This is a genomic window from Paracoccus sp. TOH (genome assembly GCF_030388245.1).
Lineage (GTDB): Bacteria > Pseudomonadota > Alphaproteobacteria > Rhodobacterales > Rhodobacteraceae > Paracoccus > Paracoccus simplex.
Map to the genome: position 1 here is coordinate 76,893 of NZ_CP098362.1, position 18,408 is coordinate 95,300.

19 protein-coding genes are annotated in these 18,408 nt (G+C 70.4%); 6 read left to right on the forward strand and 13 right to left on the reverse strand.

The window, feature by feature from the left end:
* The first annotated feature begins 85 nt into the window (after nucleotides 1-85).
* Nucleotides 86-805 carry a response regulator transcription factor gene (locus NBE95_RS17520; protein WP_289896319.1) on the forward strand — a complete coding sequence of 240 codons (720 nt, stop codon included), beginning with the start codon at nucleotides 86-88 and terminating at the stop codon, nucleotides 803-805.
* Nucleotides 802-2,247, forward strand: a complete 1,446-nt coding sequence (locus tag NBE95_RS17525; protein ID WP_289896320.1) for an ATP-binding protein — start codon at nucleotides 802-804, stop codon at nucleotides 2,245-2,247. The genes NBE95_RS17520 and NBE95_RS17525 overlap by 4 nt, the downstream gene beginning before the upstream one ends.
* On the opposite strand, the gene NBE95_RS17530 is transcribed toward NBE95_RS17525, so the two are convergent.
* Nucleotides 2,197-2,448, reverse strand: coding sequence for a hypothetical protein (locus tag NBE95_RS17530; protein ID WP_019351895.1), 252 nt, complete (start codon nucleotides 2,446-2,448; stop codon nucleotides 2,197-2,199). The two genes, NBE95_RS17525 and NBE95_RS17530, sit on opposite strands and share 51 nt — an antisense overlap.
* 10 nt (nucleotides 2,449-2,458) lie before the next feature.
* A complete protein-coding gene (locus NBE95_RS17535) occupies nucleotides 2,459-4,003 on the reverse strand; it encodes a S8 family serine peptidase (RefSeq protein ID WP_289896321.1) in 1,545 nt (514 codons plus the stop codon).
* Nucleotides 4,004-4,191: 188 nt separating this feature from the next.
* On the opposite strand from NBE95_RS17535, the gene NBE95_RS17540 reads away from it, so the two are divergent.
* Nucleotides 4,192-4,743, forward strand: a complete 552-nt coding sequence (locus NBE95_RS17540) for an NADPH-dependent FMN reductase (protein WP_289896322.1) — start codon at nucleotides 4,192-4,194, stop codon at nucleotides 4,741-4,743.
* On the opposite strand, the gene NBE95_RS17545 is transcribed toward NBE95_RS17540, so the two are convergent.
* On the reverse strand, nucleotides 4,740-5,042 hold the full coding sequence (locus NBE95_RS17545; RefSeq protein ID WP_289896323.1) for a GNAT family N-acetyltransferase: 303 nt from the start codon (nucleotides 5,040-5,042) through the stop codon (nucleotides 4,740-4,742). The genes NBE95_RS17540 and NBE95_RS17545 overlap by 4 nt on opposite strands.
* Nucleotides 5,043-5,332: 290 nt before the next feature.
* Between NBE95_RS17545 and NBE95_RS17550 the strand changes: the two genes are divergently transcribed.
* Both NBE95_RS17550 and NBE95_RS17555 read left to right on the forward strand, forming a co-directional pair.
* Nucleotides 5,333-6,220 (forward strand): DMT family transporter, encoded by an 888-nt coding sequence (locus tag NBE95_RS17550; protein ID WP_289896324.1) that lies wholly within the window; start codon nucleotides 5,333-5,335, stop codon nucleotides 6,218-6,220.
* Nucleotides 6,217-6,690: a YbaK/EbsC family protein gene (locus tag NBE95_RS17555; protein WP_289896325.1), complete on the forward strand. Its 474-nt coding sequence runs from the start codon at nucleotides 6,217-6,219 to the stop codon at nucleotides 6,688-6,690. Before NBE95_RS17550 ends, NBE95_RS17555 begins: the two co-directional genes overlap by 4 nt.
* 2 nt (nucleotides 6,691-6,692) lie before the next feature.
* Here NBE95_RS17555 and NBE95_RS17560 read toward each other — a convergent pair whose 3' ends face one another.
* The 9 genes from NBE95_RS17560 to NBE95_RS17600 all read right to left on the reverse strand — a co-directional run bounded on the left by NBE95_RS17560 (nucleotide 6,693) and on the right by NBE95_RS17600 (nucleotide 17,066).
* Nucleotides 6,693-7,343 carry an aldolase gene (locus tag NBE95_RS17560; protein ID WP_289896326.1) on the reverse strand — a complete coding sequence of 217 codons (651 nt, stop codon included), beginning with the start codon at nucleotides 7,341-7,343 and terminating at the stop codon, nucleotides 6,693-6,695.
* A complete protein-coding gene (gene otnK, locus NBE95_RS17565) occupies nucleotides 7,340-8,602 on the reverse strand; it encodes a 3-oxo-tetronate kinase (protein ID WP_289896327.1) in 1,263 nt (420 codons plus the stop codon). The genes NBE95_RS17560 and otnK overlap by 4 nt, the downstream gene beginning before the upstream one ends.
* Before the next feature lie 10 nt (nucleotides 8,603-8,612).
* Complete coding sequence (locus NBE95_RS17570; protein WP_289896328.1) at nucleotides 8,613-10,010, reverse strand: SAF domain-containing protein; 1,398 nt, start codon at nucleotides 10,008-10,010, stop codon at nucleotides 8,613-8,615.
* 24 nt (nucleotides 10,011-10,034) lie between these two features.
* The gene (locus NBE95_RS17575; RefSeq protein ID WP_289896329.1) at nucleotides 10,035-11,540 is read right to left on the reverse strand and encodes a tripartite tricarboxylate transporter permease; all 1,506 of its coding nucleotides are present in this window, start codon (nucleotides 11,538-11,540) and stop codon (nucleotides 10,035-10,037) included.
* Between the two features lie 12 nt (nucleotides 11,541-11,552).
* Entirely contained in the window at nucleotides 11,553-12,065 is a 513-nt protein-coding gene (locus tag NBE95_RS17580; RefSeq protein WP_289896330.1) for a tripartite tricarboxylate transporter TctB family protein, read from the reverse strand.
* Between the two features lie 70 nt (nucleotides 12,066-12,135).
* On the reverse strand, nucleotides 12,136-13,128 hold the full coding sequence (locus tag NBE95_RS17585) for a tripartite tricarboxylate transporter substrate binding protein (RefSeq protein WP_289896331.1): 993 nt from the start codon (nucleotides 13,126-13,128) through the stop codon (nucleotides 12,136-12,138).
* Between the two features lie 35 nt (nucleotides 13,129-13,163).
* Nucleotides 13,164-14,219: a 4-hydroxythreonine-4-phosphate dehydrogenase PdxA gene (locus tag NBE95_RS17590; protein WP_354670375.1), complete on the reverse strand. Its 1,056-nt coding sequence runs from the start codon at nucleotides 14,217-14,219 to the stop codon at nucleotides 13,164-13,166.
* Between the two features lie 191 nt (nucleotides 14,220-14,410).
* Entirely contained in the window at nucleotides 14,411-16,129 is a 1,719-nt protein-coding gene (locus NBE95_RS17595) for a dihydroxyacetone kinase family protein (RefSeq protein ID WP_289896333.1), read from the reverse strand.
* A complete protein-coding gene (locus tag NBE95_RS17600; RefSeq protein ID WP_289896334.1) occupies nucleotides 16,113-17,066 on the reverse strand; it encodes a sugar phosphate isomerase/epimerase family protein in 954 nt (317 codons plus the stop codon). Before NBE95_RS17600 ends, NBE95_RS17595 begins: the two co-directional genes overlap by 17 nt.
* Nucleotides 17,067-17,289: 223 nt before the next feature.
* Between NBE95_RS17600 and NBE95_RS17605 the strand changes: the two genes are divergently transcribed.
* Complete coding sequence (locus NBE95_RS17605) at nucleotides 17,290-17,952, forward strand: GntR family transcriptional regulator (RefSeq protein WP_289896540.1); 663 nt, start codon at nucleotides 17,290-17,292, stop codon at nucleotides 17,950-17,952.
* Between the two features lie 112 nt (nucleotides 17,953-18,064).
* On the opposite strand, the gene NBE95_RS17610 is transcribed toward NBE95_RS17605, so the two are convergent.
* On the reverse strand, nucleotides 18,065-18,355 hold the full coding sequence (locus NBE95_RS17610; RefSeq protein ID WP_289896335.1) for a hypothetical protein: 291 nt from the start codon (nucleotides 18,353-18,355) through the stop codon (nucleotides 18,065-18,067).
* Nucleotides 18,356-18,408 lie beyond the last annotated feature (53 nt).

Below are 18,408 nucleotides of genomic sequence, written 5' to 3' on the forward strand. Positions count from 1 at the left end.
TGCATCCCGCGGGCGCCCCCACCGCTTCCGACGGCGGCGCCTGCGGTGTCGCCGTCGCATTCCGTTCCATACTGGGCAGATGCCGATGACCGATAGCATCGAACCGCGCATCCTGATCGTCGACGACGCGCGCGACATCCGCGAACCGCTGGGGCAATACCTGCGCCGCAACGGCTTGCGCACCCGTCTGGCCCAAGACGCCGCCGAGGCCCGCCGCGCGCTTGGCGCCGAACCCGTGCATCTGGCCGTCCTCGACGTGATGATGCCGGGCGAGGACGGGCTGAGCCTGTGCCGCGCCCTGGTCCATGAATACCGCCTGCCGGTGATCCTGCTGACCGCCCGCAGCGCGCAAGACCACCGGGTCGCGGGGCTGGATCTGGGGGCCGACGATTACGTCGCCAAGCCCTTCGACCCGCGCGAACTGCTGGCGCGGATCCATGCCGTGCTGCGCCGCGTGCCGCCGGAACGGCCAGCGCCCGGCAGACAGCGCCGCCGCTTCTCGGGGCTGGTGCATGATCCGGCGCGGGCCGTGGTCACGCTGGCTGCGGGCCGCGATGTGGCGCTGACCTCGGGCGAGAACCGGCTGCTGGGCCTGCTGCTGGACCATCCCGGGCAGGTGCTGTCGCGGATGCGGCTGCTGGACCTGCTGTCGGGGCGCGAGGCGCGGGCCTATGACCGTGCCGTCGACAATGCCGTCAGCCGACTGCGCCACAAGATCGAGCAGAACCCGCGCGCGCCGCGGCTGATCGTCACCGAATGGGGCGGCGGCTATCGGCTGGCGGCCGAAGTGGACACCCTGGCATGAGGCGCCTGCTGCCCGCCGGGCTGGCCGCCCGCTTCTGGTTGCTGCTGGTCGCGGCGCTTCTGGGCGCGAACCTGATCGCCGCCCTGCTGATGGCGCGCGAGGGCACCGCCTTCGACCGGGCGATCCGGCTTCAGGGCGACGCGCACCGGCTGCACGCACTGGTCGCCGCGCTGGAGACGGCGGATCCGGAAACGGCGCTGATGCTGCCCCGCAACAGCAGCACCGGCTTCACCCGCTTTTCGGTCGATCCGGTGCCGCTGGGTCCGCCCGATGCCACGCGGCTGACGCTGCACGAGGCGGACATGGCCGCCGAGTTGCTGGGGCACGAGATCCGGATCCGCGAAAGCGCCGCCCCCACCGGCGCCGACAACCGCGCGCCGCTGATGCTGGTCTCGGTGCGGCTGGCGCAGGGGCCCGAGGCCGGGCGCTGGCTGAACGCGCTGGTCTATCCGCTGCCGGCGCACAGCGCCTGGCAATGGAAACAGGGCTTCTTCGCGCCGCTGCTGGCCTCGCTTCTGGGCACGCTGGCGGTGGGGCTGGTCTTCGTGCGCCGCATGACCCGGCCGCTGCGCGCCCTGGCCGAGGCGGCGCGGGCGGCGGGCCGCGGCGACCACGACGCGCGCGTGGCCGAGACCGGCGCCGGAGAGCTGCGCGAGGCCGCCGCGGCCTTCAACGACATGCAGCGCCGCATCGCCGGTTTCGAGGCCGAGCGGATGCGGCTGCTGGCCGCCGTGGGCCATGACCTGCGCACCCCGATCACCGGGCTGCGCATCCGCGCCGAACTGCTGGACGAGGCCGAGCAGCGCGAGGCGATGATCCGCGTCCTGGACGAGATGGCGGTGATGGCGGACGGGCTGCTGCACGCCGCCTCGGCGGGGGAAGAAGCCGAAGCGCCGCAGCCCGTCGATCTGGACCGGCTGCTGGCCCAGCTCGGTGCCGATGGCGGCGCGACCTATATCGGCCAGGGACCGCTGGTCATGCCGCTGCGGCCGGTGGCGATGCGACGCGCGATCCGCAACCTGCTGGACAATGCCCGGCGCTATGCCGGGCCGGCGCGGCTGCATTGGCGGCGCGGTCCGGCATCGGTGCTGATCCGGATCGAGGACGACGGTCCCGGCATCCCCGAAGCGCTGCTGGCCCGCGTGACCGAACCCTTCGTGCGCGGCGAGGCCAGCCGCAGCCTGGATACAGGCGGCGCGGGTCTGGGGCTTTCCATCGCCCGGGACGTGGTGCGCACCCATGGCGGCACGCTGGCGCTGACCAATCGGGCCGAGGGTGGGTTGCGCGTGGACCTGACGCTGCCGCTGCGCGAGGCGGACGGATCGCCGCCGGACGGCGCACGGGCACGGTTCGCGGATTGGCGGCTGTTCAGGGACCGCGAAGGCGGCGGATCAGCGCAGCGCCTTGCAGGGCGGGTCCAGCCGGAAGATCTTTTCCCGTGACAGGCGCCAGTGATCCAGCGCGCCCATGCATCTTTCGACCTCGCGGCGCGGGCCTATGACGCGAATCGTTCCGGGAATCACTTCCTCGGCCGTCAGGGACTTCAATTGATCCAGAGCTTCGGCCGTTTCCTCGCGCGAGGGGTCGCGGTCGTCGGAATAGACCAGCACGAAGCGTTCATCCTGTTTGCGTTGCACCTTCATCGCCCAAAACCTATTCGATCAGTCCAGCGCCTTCATATTCCTTGCCGAAACCGATCGGCGCTGCGTGGCCGTTCGCCATCCTGACAATGTCGTCCGAACGTTGCTGGTTGCGTTCGGCCGACATGACTTCCGGGTTTTGCGACAGCAGCCTGGCCATCAGCCCGGCGATTGCAGGGCAGGCCATCGAGGTGCCGTCCATCACCCCTTTGGACTTCGCATCGACCCAAGATATAATACCAACGCCCGGTCCGATAAAGTCCACCTCGGGACCGATATTGCTGAATCGGGCAAAGAAGCGGTCTCCGACCGGCTTGGGTTTCTCGGCGACATTGCGCCCGGTGATCGCCCCCTCGGGCCAACTGCCCAGCACGCCGCCCGCCGAAACCCCCAGAACGGCCGCCGAGCGCGCCGGATAGGAAACCGGCGCCATGCCGTCATTGCCGGTCGCCGCCACGCAGACCACGCCGAGCGCCCGCGCGCGCCGCACCTCGCGCGAGATCGCGATCGGTTCCGAGGACTGGCCGAGGCTCATGTTGATGATGTCGCAACCGTCCTCGACCGCCTGGCGGATGGCGCGGGCGATGGCGAATTCGCTGGCGCCGCCGTCGCCCTTCTCGAAGACGCGATAGGCGTGCAGCTCCACCGCCGGGGCGATGCGGGCGACGATGCCGGCGACATGGGTGCCGTGGCCGGCGCCATTGTCGAACCATTCGTCGGCGGGCTCGGTGCCGGTGGTGTTCAGGCCCTTGACCACGTTCAGGCCCGGCGCCGGGTCGATGCCGGTGTCGATCACCGCCAGCTTGACGCCCTTGCCGTCGCCCTTGCCGGCCGGCTTCACCATCCGGGCCAGCGCATCGGGGAAATCCTCGGCGATGGGCGGCACGGCCAGGGTCACCTCGGTCTCGCCCTCGGGCGCGACCGGCACCTCCTCCAGCCCGCCGGGCCAATAGCCCGCAAGCGGCGCGCAGATGATGGCGTCGATGCTGGTCTGCCCGGCCGGCAGCGCGGTGCGGAACCAGCCCTGGTCGTCGGTCCTGACCTCGGATATGCCGAAGCCCCGCCGCCGGTTCAGCACGATGACGACATGCGCATCGGCCACCGGCCGGCCGGTTTCGGCATCGACGCAGCGCAGGGCCAGCGCCTTGGCCGAGCGGAAGGCGGCGGGCTTGGCCTGCTGGCGGATGATGTTCACCTGTCCGAAACGCAGCGGATAGAGCCGCAGCTCGGGCCGGATGCGCAGGCCGGGATAGGCGCGCTGCAGCACGAAGGCCTGCTCGGGCGTCATGCGGACCAGCGAGGCCTCGTCCTCGCCGATGGAATCGATCAGCCTGATGCGGCCGACCTCGGTTTCCAGGATGCGCAGCGGCGGCCGGGTGGGCGAGCAATCGCCATGCTCGGCGCCCTTGGGCATGCTGCTGGCGATGCCCGCCCGCGCCTTCCTGCCGAACAGCCGCCGGTGCATGGTGCGGAACAGCCGGAAGCTGCTGGTCTCCATCCCCTCGTTGAAGACATTGTCCTCGGGCACGATGACATATTTTCGGGTCTTCGCGGACATGGCGGCAATTCCTCGATGAATTTCCCGGCCGGCCATCGGCGGACAGCCGCCCGGTTCGGCCCCAGCAGAGGCCACAAACGCCTGCAAGGCAAGGGTTGCGTGCCGGGGCCGGCCGGGAATTGCCGGCACGGGGCTTGCCCGCGTCCCAGGCATCGGGCGTAATCGACCCAGCCAGGAAAGGGAAACGCATGACCAAGACGATTCTGGGCCTCAGCGGCAGCCTGCGCCGCGCCTCGTTCAACGCCGGCCTGTTGCGCGCCGCCGCCGATGTCGCGCCCGAGGGCGCGCGGATCCAGATCGGCTCGATCCGCGAGGTGCCGCTTTACGACGCCGATCTCGAGGACGCCTCGGGCCTGCCCGCCGCCGTCCGCACCCTGCAGGCGCAGCTGGCAGAGGCGGACGGGCTGCTGCTGGTGACGCCGGAATACAACAACGGCGTCCCCGGCGTGTTCAAGAACGCCATCGACTGGATGTCGCGCGGCGACGGCCTGGCCATGTTCGTCGGCAAGCCGGTGGCGGTGATCGGCGCCTCGCCCGGCGGCTTCGGCACCATCCTGGCGCAAAGCCACTGGCTGCCGGTGCTGCGCACGCTGAAGGCCGAACTGTGGGCCGAGGGCCGGCTGATGGTGTCGCGCGCCGGATCGGTCTTCGACGACCAGGGTAATCTGACCGACGCCAAGACCCGCGAGACCCTGCGCAATTTCCTTGGGGGGTTCGCAGCCAGCCTGCGGGGGGCCTAGGGATTCTCGCCCGGCGCCAGGGTGAACAGGTCGGCCCATTCCGGGTGGCGGGCATATTGCCCCCGCACATAGGGGCAAAGCGGGACGATGCGGAAGCCGTTCTGCCGTGCATCCCGCAACATGAAATCCAGCAGCGCCCGCGCCACGCCGCGCCCGGCCATGGCCTCGGGCACGCCGGTATGATCGGCGCTGATGACCGCGGGACCGCGCCGGGTGAAAGTGATCTCGCCCTCGGCGTCGATGCCGGTAATGCGGGCGACATAGCGGTTGCCTTCCCTGGCGACGGCGATTTCGGACATGCCGCTCTCCCTTTCAGCCAAAGAGGTGGCCGGCTCGCGACGGCCGGGGCCCGGCGAAGGTCAGGTCACGCTCGGTCCGATGATCGCGAGCATGGTCGCCTCCGCAGGTCCGTCCTCGGGGACAAGGATAGGGCCGGTGCCGGCCGCTTGTCAAAAGCCGCGTGGCGCCGCGCGCGACAAGATGCTTGTCGCGGCCCGGCCCCGCTTGCCCGGCCCCGGCCGATCCGCTAGCCCTGTGCCCCGAGGGAAAGGAGCCAGCCGATGCCGATCACCACGCCCCCCGCCCTGCGATGAGCGCCGCAGCCGCGACCCGGCCCCTTCTGGCCGCCGGCTGGATGATGGGGGCGGTCGCGTCCTTCACCCTCATGGCCATCGCCGGGCGCAAAGTCTCGCACGAGCTCGACACCTTCGAGATCCTGGCCTGGCGCTCGCTGATCGGCGTGGCGATCCTGGCGGCGGCGCTGTCGCTGCGCGGCGGCTGGGCGGTGGTCACGCTGCAGCGCCCGGGGCTGCAACTTGCCCGCAACGGCGCGCATTTCATCGCCCAGAACCTGTGGTTCCATGCGCTGTTCACCATTCCGCTGGCCCAGGTCTTCGCGCTGGAGTTCACCGCGCCGCTCTGGGTGCTGCTGCTGTCGCCGCTGCTGCTGGCCGAGCGGCTGACCATGGTGCGGGCCTTTTCGGCGCTGCTGGGTTTCCTGGGCATCCTGCTGGTCGCGCAGCCCGGCGCGGCGGGCCTGTCGCCCGGGCTGATCTCGGCGGCGCTGGCGGCGATCGGCTTTGCGCTGACCTATATCTGCACCAAGAAGCTGACGGCGGTGGTCGATCCCCTCTGCATCCTGTGGTGGATGTCGGTCAGCCAGGCGCTGATGGGCCTTGGCTGCGCGGGTTTCGACGGGCGGATCGCCCTGCCCTCGGCCGCGGCGGCGCCCTGGGTGGCGCTGCTGGGCACCACCGGGCTGGCGGCGCATTTCTGCATCGTCAACGCGCTGCGCGTCGCGCCGGCAACGCTGGTCATGCCCTTCGACTTCCTGCGCCTGCCGGTCATCGCCGTCGTCGGGCTGGTGCTTTACGACGAACCCATCGGCCTGGCGGTGGTCGCCGGCGCGGCGCTGATCCTGGTCGGCAACTACATCAACATCCGCGCCCCGGCGCCCGCGCAAAGGGCCGGATCATGAGCACCGGCACCCCTGCCACCCAGTTCCTGCGCCGCGCCGGCGTGGCCTTCCGCCCGGTCGAATACCGCTATGATCCGGGGTCCGAGCGCGTGGCCCTGCAGGCGGCCGAGGCCGTCGGCCTGCCGCCCGGCCAGCTTCTGAAAACGCTGATGATCGAGGTGGACGGCCGCCCGGCCTGCGCGGTGGTGCCGGGCGACCGCAGCCTGTCGATGAAGCGCGTGGCCGCGGCATTCGGCGGCAAGGCAGCGGCGATGATGCCCGCCGACAAGGCCGAACGCCTGACCGGCTTTCGCACCGGCGGCATCAGTCCTTTCGGCCAGCGCCGCCCGGTGCCGACCCTGTTCGAGGCCGGGGCGATGGATTGCGCCGAGGTGGCGATCAACGGCGGCAAGCGCGGGCTGTTGCTGCTGCTGGCGCCAGGGGACGCGCTGGCGGCGCTTGGCGCGCAGGCCGCGCCGCTCTGCGCCTGAGATCACCCCTCCCAGGCGATGTCATGCAGCCGCACCAGTTCGGCGACCTGCGCCGGCGTCAGCCGGTTGGGGGTGGCGCCGCGCAGCAGCAGCGCCAGCCGCGCCGTCGCCTCCAGCTCCTCGACGGCGTTGCAGGCGCCTTCCAGATCCAGGCCCGCCACCACCGGGCCGTGATTGGCCAGCATCACCGCCGAGCGTTTCCCCGCCAGCCCCCGCACCGCATCGCCGATGGCCGGGTCGCCGGGCCGGAAATAGGGCAGCAGCCGCACCCGGCCCAGCTGCATGAAGGCATAGGGCGTCAGCGGCGGCAGAAAATCCTCGGCATCGGCATCCGGCAGGGTCGAGAGCGCCACCGAGTGGCAGGAATGCAGATGCACCACCGCCGCCGTCCGGCTCCGCGTCTCGTAGAAGGCGGCGTGCAGCGGCATTTCCTTGGTGGGCCTGTCGCCGTCTATCTGCCGGCCCTGCGCGTCGAAGCGGGCCAACCGCGCCGGGTCGAGCCGGCCGAAGCTGGTGCCGGTCGGGCTGACCAGCAGCCCGCCATCCGGCGTCCGCGCCGAGATATTGCCGGTCGAGCCATGCGTCAGCCCGCGTTCGAACATCGAGCGCGCCAGATCGCAGATCCGCTCGCGCAGCCGGGCTTCCCCGGTCATGCCGCCACCGTCTCGCCGGCCAGCACCGCGGCGGCGGCGGCGAAGAAGTCGGGGCCGCCGAAATTGCCCGATTTCAGCGCCAGCACCAGCCTGTCTCCGGCGCGCATGGCGGGAACGCCCGGCGCGATCTCGGGGCCGATCTCCAACGCGCCGGGGGCCAGCCCCTCGACCACCGCGCCCGAGGTCTCGCCGCCGGCGGTGATCAGCCGCGTCACGCCGCCCGCGACCAAGAGCCGCGCCGTCTCGGCGAAAAAGGCTTCCAGCCGATGGGCGACCAGATCGCTGCCATGCCGGTCCTGAACCGCCCGCACCGCCTGCGGGTCGGCCGAGGAATAGACCAGCGGCAGGCCGGGCTGGGCCAAGGCCCAGTCGGCGGCGGCGCGCGGCGTCACCTGGCCGGCGATCACCGCCTCGGGGTCGATCTCCAGCCTCGGCTCGCCGCGCGCGACATGCTGGGCCACCTGTCCCCGCGTGGCGCGCGAGCAGGAACCCGAGAGCACCGCCGCCCGGCCCGCCTGACCGCGCCAACCCGCCGGCTGGCCTGCCAGCAGGCCCCGGCGCCGGAAATTCGCCGGCAGACCCAGCGCGATGCCCGAGCCGCCGGTGATCAGCGGCATGTCCTCGGCCGCCATTCCCAGCGCCACCAGATCCTCGTCGCGGATCGCATCGGCGATGGCGAAGGGGCGGCCGGCGCGCGCCTCCTCGGCCAGCCGGGCGCGGATCGCCGGCGCGCCGGCCCAGACCGTCGCGGCCGGGACGTGGCCGATGCCGCGCCGGCTTTGCGCGGCCAGGCAGCGGCGCAGGTCGGGATCGGTCATCGGGGTCAGCGGATGCGCCTCCATGCCGCTTTCGCTGAGCAGCCGGTCGCCGACGAACAGATGGCCCTGATAGACCGTGCGGCCCGTCGCGGGAAAGGCCGGGCAGAAGATCACCGCCCCGGCCCCCAGGGCGTCGGCCAGCGCCTCGGCCACCGGGCCGATATTGCCCCGCGGCGTGGAATCGAAAGTCGAGCAATATTTGAACAGGATCTGCCGGCAACCCTGCGCCCTGAGCCAGTCCAGCGCCCGCAGCGATTGCGCGACGGCCTCCTCGGGCGCGACCGAACGGGTCTTGAGCGCGACGATCCCGGCCTCCACCGCGGGATCGGCGGGGGCGTCAGGGATGCCGCAATATTGCACCACCCGCATCCCGCCCTTGACCAGCGTATTGCCCAGATCCGAGGAGCCGGTGAAATCGTCCCCGATACAGCCCAGCAGCATGGTCGCCCCCTTACATCCAGTCGCCGGGCGCGACGGCGTCCTGCGCCTGCCGCAGCCGCCAAAGCTCCGAATCCTCGTCGCGCTCGACATCGGCGCAGGTGATCGGCGCACCGGCCCGGACATCCCGCACCAGCCGCCGCCCGGCGGCCAGATAGTAGGGGATCGGCGTCGCATCCGCCAGCACGGCGGCCGGCGTCATGCGCGACGAGACATGGGCGATGGTGTGATGATGCCCCTCGGCCAGCAACAGCGTGCCGGCCGGCAGGTCGCGATCGGCATGGGCGGTCAGGTCGATGACCGGCCGCGGCCGCGCCGCACCCGAGGACTGGCCCAGCAGCGCCGCCTCGAAGACGGTGGTGGCCGCTTCCAACCCCAGCAGGTGGCGCGGCAGGCCGATCATCGCCGTGCGGCCGTTCCGGGCCACGACATGCCCCTTGTCGCGCAGCATGTCCCAGCTTTCGTCGTCCTTGCAGGCGACGGTGACGAAGACCCCGCCGGCAAAGCTCGGCTCTCCCGGCAGGCGCAGGCAGTGGAACACGTCAAGCGCCGGGACCGTGCCCAGCAGCCCGCCATCGGCGCGCGGGGCCATGACATCGGCGACCTCGGTGATGCGGGCAATGGGCGCGTGCAGGTCGGCCCGGTCGGGCCGCAGGCCAAGCGCGTTGGCCACCACGGTCATCTCGCACAGGTCCGGAACCGCGCGCTGCGGCAAGGCTGCGGCCAGCGCGGCGCGGGCTTCTGCGACCGCGGGCCAGGGCCGGTCGCCGGCCTGGATCCAGGCGCCGAAGCCGGGCGCGGCGACGGTGACGCCGTTGCTGGTGATGGTGTCGGAGCCCGGATCATAGACGAAGTCGTATTCGCTGGACTTGCCGGCGGCCACCAGCTCCAGGCCGACCACCTCGGCCCAGCTCGCCAAGCCGATCAGCAGGCTGGGCTGGTCGCCGTCGACCGGCGAGACCACCCGGCCGCGCGCCGACGCCATGCGGGCCAGGATCGGGCCGACGACGCTGTCGGTCTCCTTGGTGACCATGACCACATGCTTGTCGGCCTCGATCGCCAGCCGGGCGTGGCGGGCGCCGGCCTCGGGGTTGCCGGTCGCCTCCAGCACCACCTCGACCGGCAGTTCGGCGAGCAGCGCCGGATCGGCGGCGGCGATGGGTTTGCCCGCCGCCCAGGCGGCGCGGATCGCGGCGGCGTCGGTGCATGCCGCGATGTCGGCCCGGTCATGGCCGACCGAGGCCAGCGCCGCGGCGGCGATGGCGGTGTCGCGGTCGAAGGCTACCCGGCAGCGCAGCCCCCGCACATGCCGCGCCTGCGACAGGAAGCTGCGGCCGAAGCCGCCGCTGCCGATGATGGCGCATTCGACCTCGCGGGTCTCGCGCCCGGCGAAATGACGCAGATGGTTCATGCCCTGCCCCCTCTGATACGCGGCTTATTCGACCGGCTGGCGGCGCCGCAGCCGCCCACCCAGATGCAAGAGCTTCGGCAGGATCAGCAGCACCAGCGCCAGCGTCATGATCGAGCCGACCAGCGGGTTCGAGAAGAACACCGACAGCGAGCCGTCCGACAGGATCATCGACTGGTGGAAGGCGTTCTCGGCCTTGTGGCCCAGCACCATCGACAGCACCAGAGGCGCCAGCGGATAGTCCAGCCGCGTGAACAGATAGCCCACCAGGCCGAAGACCAGCACCAGCCACAGGTCGAAGGTGGCGCTTGAGACGGTATAGCCGCCGACGAAGCAGATCGCGACGATCATCGGGCCGATGATGGCAAAGGGGATGCGCAGCAGCGCGGCGAACATCGGCACCGTCAGCAGCACCAGGATCACCCCCACCACGTTCGAGATATACATGCTGGCGATCAGGCCCCAGACGAAATCCGGCTTGGTCGCGAACAGCATCGGCCCCGGGGTCAGCCCCCAGATCATCAGCCCGCCCATCATCACCGCCGCCGTGGCCGAGGACGGCACGCCAAGCGCCAGCATCGGCAGCATGGCGCAGGTGCCGGCGCTGTGGTCGGCGGTCTCGGGGGCGATGATGCCCTCGGGGCGGCCGGTGCCGAAGGGTTTGCCCTTGCGCGAGGACTGCCGGGCGATGCCGTAGCTCATGAACGAGGCGGCGGTGGGGCCGCCCGGCGTGATGCCCATCCAGATGCCGACCAGCCCCGAACGCACCGAGGTCGCCCAGTAGCGCGGCAGCTCGGCGATGGTGCGCAGCACGTCGCGCAGGTCGATGCGGGACGAGACGCCGCGGAAGGACAGGCCCTCCTGCACGGTGGCCAGCAGCTCGCCGATGCCGAACAGGCCGATCACCACCACCAGGAAGCTGATGCCGCCCAGAAGGTCGGAAAACCCGAAGGTCAGCCGCACCTCGCCGGTGACGTTGTCCATGCCGACCGAAGCCAGCAGCAGCCCGGTGGCCAGCGACACCACGGTCTTGACCGGCGCGGCGCTGCCCATGCCGATGAAGGCGGCGAAGGCCAGGAAATACACGGCGAAATATTCCGGCGCGCCGAAGCGCAGCGCGAAGTTCGAGGCCCAGCCGGCCAGCAGGGTGATGACGATGACCCCCAGCAGCGCGCCGATCCCCGCCGACATGAAGGCGAGCGTCAGCGCCCGCGTCGACTGGCCGGACTTGGCCATCGGATAGCCGTCGAAGGTGGTGGCCACCGAACTCGGCTCGCCCGGGATGTTGAACAGGATCGAGGTGGTCGAACCCCCGAACAGCGCCCCCCAATACATCGAGGACAAAAGGATGATGGCCGAGGTCGGGTCAAGCGTGAAGGTCAGCGGGATCAGCAGCGACACCCCGTTCGGGGCGCCGAGCCCCGGCAGCACGCCGACGATCAGGCCCAGCAGCACCCCCACGACCATCAGCGCCAGATGCATCGGCGTGATGGCGATGCCGAAGCCGTGGATCAGCAGATCGAAATTTCCCATCGCCCCGCCCTTTCAGTAGATGCCCAGCAGGGGCTCGATCGGCCCCTTCAGAAGCGGCATCAGGAACGCCACCTCGAAGATCAGGTAGAGCGCGGCGGCGAAGCCGATGCCGATCGCCAGCGCCACCGGCAGGCGATAGCCGCCCTGCCGCCAGGCGTTCCAGGCGATATAGCCGGCCGAGCCGACATAGATGCCAAGCGCCAGCGTCGCGACCACGAAAGCCAGCATGGCCGCCAGGAAGCGGCCCAGGCGCCGCAGCCGCTCACCGTCCAGGAACGGCTCCTCGATCGCCCCGCCGGCGGCGGCATGGGCCTGGGCGCTGCGATGTCGGATGAAGGCCGCCACCAGGTTCCAGAGGCTGGCACCGATCAGGATCAGCCCGACATAGAACGGAAAATAGCCCGATTGCGGGCCGCTTTCCTCCCATCCATGGCCCAGTTCGGCCGCGCCGATCACCGCGGCCACCCCAAGCGCGCCGGTCCCGATCGCGGTGCCGATCTCGGCATGAAAACGTCTGACTGTCATCGCTCCCCCCTTCGCCGTCTTGCAGAAGACGGCCCGCCGGACAGGTTCCGACGGGCCGTTCCGGTGCGGCTTACTCGCCGATCCAGCCTTCGGCCTTGAAGACCTCGACGGTCTTCGCCTCGCTGTCGGCGATGAACTTCTGCAGATCCTCGCCAGTCAGGAAGGCGCCGGTCTGCGAGGTCTTGCCCAGATAGCCCTTCCACTCCTCCGAGTCGGCCACCTGCTTCAGCGCGTCGCGGTAGAAGGCGACCACCTCCTCGGGGACGCCGGCCGGCAGCCAGACGGTGCGCGGCATCTGGTAGCTCTCGATCTCCAACCCCTGCTCCTTGCAGGTCGGGATGTCGTGCCAGCCCTTGCCGTCATGGATCGGCTCGCTTTCGGCCATGCGCTGCGGCGCGAAGACGCAAAGCGGGCGCACGGCGCCGGCCTGCCACTGGCCAAGATTCTCGTTCGGGTTGTTGACATTGGCCACGACATGGCCGCCGGCCAGCTGCACGCCGACCTCGCCGCCGCCGTTGAAGGGGACATACTTGAAGTCGGCGCCGGAGGTCTGCTCGATCAGCGCCACCAGTGTCTCGTCGGTATCCTTGGACTGGCTGCCGCCGAAGGGCAGCTTGCCGGGCTCGGCCTTGGCCGCCTCGATCAGGTCGCCGGCGGTCTGGTAGGGCGCATCCGCCTTGACCCAGATCAGGAACTCGTCCATCGCCAGCGCGGCGACGGGCTGCAGATCCTCGGCCTTGTAGGCCAGCTTGGCGATATGCGGCAGCAGATAGACGTTGTTGGTGCCAAAGATCACCTTGTGGGGGTCGCCAGCATTCTGCTTGGCGTAAAGGAACGCCTCGGCCCCCGAGCCGCCGCCCTTGTTCAGCACCACCATGGGCCGCTCGACGATCTTGCCCTTGGTCAGCACCGATTGGATGGTACGGGCGAAATTGTCGGTGCCGCCGCCAGCGCCCGAGGCGACGACGAATTCCAGCGGCCGCTCGGGCGCCCATTCCGCCGCCGCGGGCAATGCCGTCAGCAGCGCCAGGGCCGCGACCGTTCCGATGTTCCTGTGTTTCATGATTCTCTCCTCCTCCGTTATTCCGCCCGGCCCCCTCAGCCGGCTGCGAGTGTGCTTGCCCCGACCGGCTGCGCGGCCCAGCCCGCCTGCAGCGGGCGCTGTTCGCCGCGAACCGGGTTCAGCTTCGCCAGATCGAAGCCCAGCCGGGCGGCAGCCAGCGTCGCGCCCAGATCGGCCTTGCCCTGACCGGCGATGTCGAATGCCGTGCCATGCGCGGGCGTCACGATCGGGAAACCATAGCCCGCGATCAGCGTCACGCCCCGGTCGAAGCCCATCAACTTCATGGCGATCTGGCCCTGGTCGTGATACATGGTCAGCACCGCATCGAACTCGCCGCGCGTCGCCCGCACGAAGACCGTGTCCGAGGGGATCGGGCCGGCGACCTTCAGCCCTTCGGCCGCGGCACGCTCGATGGCGGGGGCGATGATGTCCTCGTCCTCGTCGCCGAAATTACGGCCGTCGCCGGCATGGGGGTTCAGCGCCGCCACGCCGATGCGCGGCGCGGCCTTGCCCGCGCCCTCCATCACCTCGGTGGTCAGGCGGATGCTGTCCAGGATCCGCTCGACGCTGAGACGCGAGGCCACGTCGCGCAGCGGGATATGCGAGGTCACCCGGGCGTTCCACACCTCGTCCAGCACATTGAACTCACGGCCGCTGCGGCTGGCGTCCAAAGTGGCGTCGATGAAGCCGATCTCGTCGACATAGGCGGGACGCGCCAGGCGCATCGAATGCTTGTTGAAAGGGGTGAACATCACCGCATCGGCCAGCCCGGCCTGCGCCAGGCGCAGCACGGCGGCGAAGTTCTGCAGCGAGGCCGCCCCGGCCTCGGCCGACGAGGCACCCAGCCGCAGCCCCTCGACAGGGCAATTCGCCAGATCGACCATCACCCGGCCGGCGGGCAGCCCCTTGCCCAGGCGGTCGGCGGCGATCACCGGCAGGTCCAGATCGACCCCGGCATGCCGGGCGCCCATCCGCAGGACACGGGCATCCCCCACCACGATCACGTCGCGGTCCTTCATCTCGTCATGGGCCAGCAGCTTTGCCGCCAGTTCCGGCCCGACACCGCCCGCATCCCCGATTGCCAGTGCCATCCGCATGTCCGAATCCCTCCCTGAGCGCCTGTCTGGTATGCTGTATACAGAATTTTGCATCGCGTCCACGATTTTCTTGTCGCACCGGCGGAAAAATCTTGCGGCAACCTTTTGATTTCAAAAAAATTTTATACGCAGCAGAACGGACGGCACCGCGCGGGGCGGTACCGTCTGCAAGCCATGCCGCGTGCTCAGCCTGCGGCGAGTTCCTCGGCCACCACCCGCGCGCAAAGCGCCAGCGAGATCGCGCCGGCATCGGGATGGCCGATGCTGCGCTCGGCCAGCGGACGGGCACGCCCCAGTTTCGGGCTCAGCTCCGCCGTCGCCTCGGCCGCCTCGGTGGCGCGCGTCGCGGCACGTCGCCAGGCCTCGGCCAGCGCGGCGCCGTCATCCACCGTGGCGCGCAGCGTCTCGGCAAAGGGCAGGAAGGCATCGACCAGCGTTTTGTCGCCGGGACGGGCGCCGCCCAGGCGCAGCACCGCCTGCAGCCCCGCCTCGGCGCCGGCGGCGACATGGGCGGGCGTCAGCGCGTCCCGGTCGGTCAGCGCCGCGCCCCAGCCGCGCAGGGCCACGCCCCACAACGCCCCGGAAGTGCCGCCGGCCCGGTCCGCCCAGGCATCGCCGGCCATGGCCAGCACCGTCGCCGCGCCGCCGCCGGCCTCGGCCGCATCGCGCGCCGCCGCCGCCGCCGCCTTCGAGCCGCGCGCCATGCCCTGGCCGTGATCGCCGTCGCCCGCCTGGGCGTCGATCTGGCCCAGCATCTCCTCGGCCTCGGCCAACGCCTCGGCCAGCCGGCCCAGAAGCCGGGCAATGCAGGCCCCGGCCCGTTGCGACTCGGCCGAGCCGGGCGCGATGGCCTGCGCCGGCGCGACCTGCGGCGCGACGACGTCCTGCGCCCCGGTCGCGGCAGGGGTCACATTGCCCTTGCGGAAGGCCGGCGCATCGGCGGGCGCGAGCCAGTATTCCTCCAGCTCGTCGTCGAGCCAGAGGATCGACAGCGAGCATCCCGCCATGTCGAGGCTGGTGACGAATTCGCCCACCTCCGGGTCAACGACGGTCAGCCCCTCGGCCTCCAGCCGTTCCGAGAGGTGGTGCCAGAGGACGAACAGCTCCTCGTATTTCGTGCAACCCAGCCCGTTCAGCACCACCGCGACCCGGCCGCCATGGCCTTCGGGGCGCTCGGCCAGCAGCGGCGCCAGCAGCAAATCGGCCATGTCGGCGGCGGATTTCATCGCCTCGGTGCGGATGCCCGGCTCGCCATGGATGCCAAGGCCAAGGGCGACGCCGCCCTCCTCGACCCGGAACAGGGGCGCCCCCTGCCCGGGCAGGGTGCAGCCGTCGAAGGCCACGCCAAAGGACACGCTGGCGGCATTGGCGCGCTGCGCCACCGCCTCGACGGCGTCGATGTCCAGCCCGGCCTCGGCCGCCGCGCCGGCGATCTTGAAGACCAGCAGATCCCCCGCCACGCCGCGGCGCTTGCCGCGCTCGGCCAGCGCGGCGCTGGCCACGTCATCGGTCACCGCCAGGATGCGGGCGTCGATCCCCTCGGCGCGCAGCCGCTCGGCCGCGGCGCCGAAATTCAGCACGTCGCCGGCATAGTTGCCAAAGCCCAGAATGACGCCGCCGCCGCGATTGGCCGCCCGCGCCACCCCGGCGACGGCGCTGGTCGAGGGCGAGGCGAAGACGTCGCCGGCCACCGCCGCATCGGCAAGCCCGGCGCCGACATAGCCCAGGAAGGCCGGGTAATGCCCCGAGCCGCCGCCGATCAGCAGGGCCACCTTGCCCTGCGTGCCGGGCGCCGCGCGCACCGCGCCATGCGGGACAGCGACCACGCGGCCGCGATGTGCCGCGCAGAACCCCGCAAGCGCGGTCGCGGCGAAATCCTCGGGATTGTCAAACAGTCTGGTCATGGCGGCTCCTCCTGCCGGCAAGGATGGTGCGGATATAATCGCGGTTCTGCGCGCAGACGCCCAGCCCGTCGCCGCCGTAATGCTCGACCAGGAAGGGGCTGTCGAAGCCCAGGTCCAGCGCCGCGTTGATGGCAGCCCGCCAGTTGATCGTCCCGCCCAGAAGCGGCGCGGGATGGGTCATCACCTGCCCGGTGGCGCTGTCTTCCATCCGGTAGTAGTTCTTGACGTGCCAGTAGCCGGCAAAGGGCAGGCACAGCCGGATCATCTCGGCCCAGGGCTCGACGGGGCGATGCAGGCGGATCAGGTTGCCGATGTCGATGTTCAGCCGCACCGCCGGATGGTCCACCTCGGTCACGAAGCGCACCGCGTCGCGCGCGGTGCCGAGATAGGTGTCCTCGTACATTTCCAGCGCGATCGTGACGCCGCAGCCCTCGGCATGCCGTGCAAGGTCGCGGATCCGCTCGACCGCCAGCCGGTAGGTGGCGGGATCGTCGGGGTTGCGCGGCCCCTGCTCGGTCCAGAACCAGGTCGCGCGCTGCTGCGCCGGGGTCAGCGGCCCGAAGAAGCCGAAGCTGACATGGCCGACGCCCAGCTCGGCCGCGGTGTCGATGACCCGGTGACCATAGGCAAGATGGTCCGCGCCATGCGCAGGGTCGATGACGCTGCGCCGCGAGGTCGAGATGGCCGGGATGCCCAGCCGCAAATCCGTGCAAATATCAAGAAATTCCGCGCGCCGGGCCCTGTCCAGGTCGGCGATCCGCAGCCAGGAATCGGTGGGGTCCACCGCGTCGAATCCGGCCGCCGCCACCTCGGCCAGGGTCGCGGCCCAGATCCCGGCCGGCGCGTCCTGCACCAGGCTGCCGTCAGGCAGCATGCCGGGGAACGGGATCATCGCCGCGGCAATGGGCCAGGTCTCCGCAGTCCACCGGGCGCTCATGACCGGGCCCGCGCGATCCGGACGACACTTGTGAATGACGGCATCTCTCCCTCCCCCTTCGAATCACCCCCTGCCCTGTCCTAGCGCATGACTTGTCGATCTTCAATTATTCTGTATGCAGAATGCAAAAGGCATGATTGACTTGCGCAGCGGCTCTGCGTAGCCAAGACAGATCTGAGGGAGGGAAAGCAGCGTGGACGAATCCAAGGCCCGGACGGCGGGATTGCCCGATACGCCGAACCGTATCGAGCGGCATTCGCTGCACGAGGCGATCCTGACCCGCCTGCGCGACATGATCATCGAGGGCGAGCTGGCCCCCGGAACCCGGATCAACGAGGGCCAGGTCGGCGCCTTCCTGGGCGTCTCCCGCACTCCGCTGCGCGAGGCGATCAAGTTCCTGGCCAGCGAGGGGCTGATCGAGCTGATCCCCAGCCGCGGCGCGGTGGTGAAGAAATTCACCCCCAAGGAGGTGCGGGACATGATCGACGTGCTCCGCACGCTGGAACAGCATGCCGCCCGCCGCGCCTGCGAGGTCGCCACCGATGCCGGCATCGCCCAGGTGCGCGATCTGCACGACCGGATGCTGGACTGCTATCGCCGTCGCGACCGGCTGGCCTATTACAAGCTGAACCAGGGCATCCACACCGCCATCGTGGCGCTGGCCGACAATGCGGCGCTGGCCGATGTGCATGCGCTGCTGCAGACCCGGCTGAAGCGGATCCGCTTCATCGGCCACGAGGGGCCCGAGAAATGGGCCAGCGCCGTCGCCGAGCACGAGGAGATGATCGCTGCGCTGGAGGCGCGCGACGCCGATCGCCTGGCCGCGATCATCGGCCAGCACCTGGACCAAGCCTGGGAGCGGGTGAAGCACGCCCTGGCCGACTGAGGCCGCGGCGGCGGCGACGGGCAAGCCGGCCCTTCACGACATCGCCCGGCTGGCGCCATGCGATGAACACGCTTTGCATGCTGCTGTTCTACGGCGCCTTCGGGCTGCACCTCTACTTGCTGCGCCGGCGGAAGCATCGCTTCAAATACAACGGAACATTATCCCCGGAACTGCGCAGCAAGGCGCGCTGGTTCGAAAGCCAGAACGCGGCAAGCCTGTGTTCGAGGCTGTCGTGCCAGATCCGGTATCGCTGCGGCGGATCCTGCTCGGTCTCCAGCAGCATCGCCTCGGCCAGGTCGCGGATGACGACGGAGCCTTGGGGAAGCGGCTCCGGCCGACTGCCGGAAAGCATAGGCGCATCGGCAAGGAACCGAACCGGGTCGAGCACCTGATCCGTATCCATGTCAGGAACCGGGCATTCTCAAGCGACACCAGCACATCGCCTGTTCTCGGGGG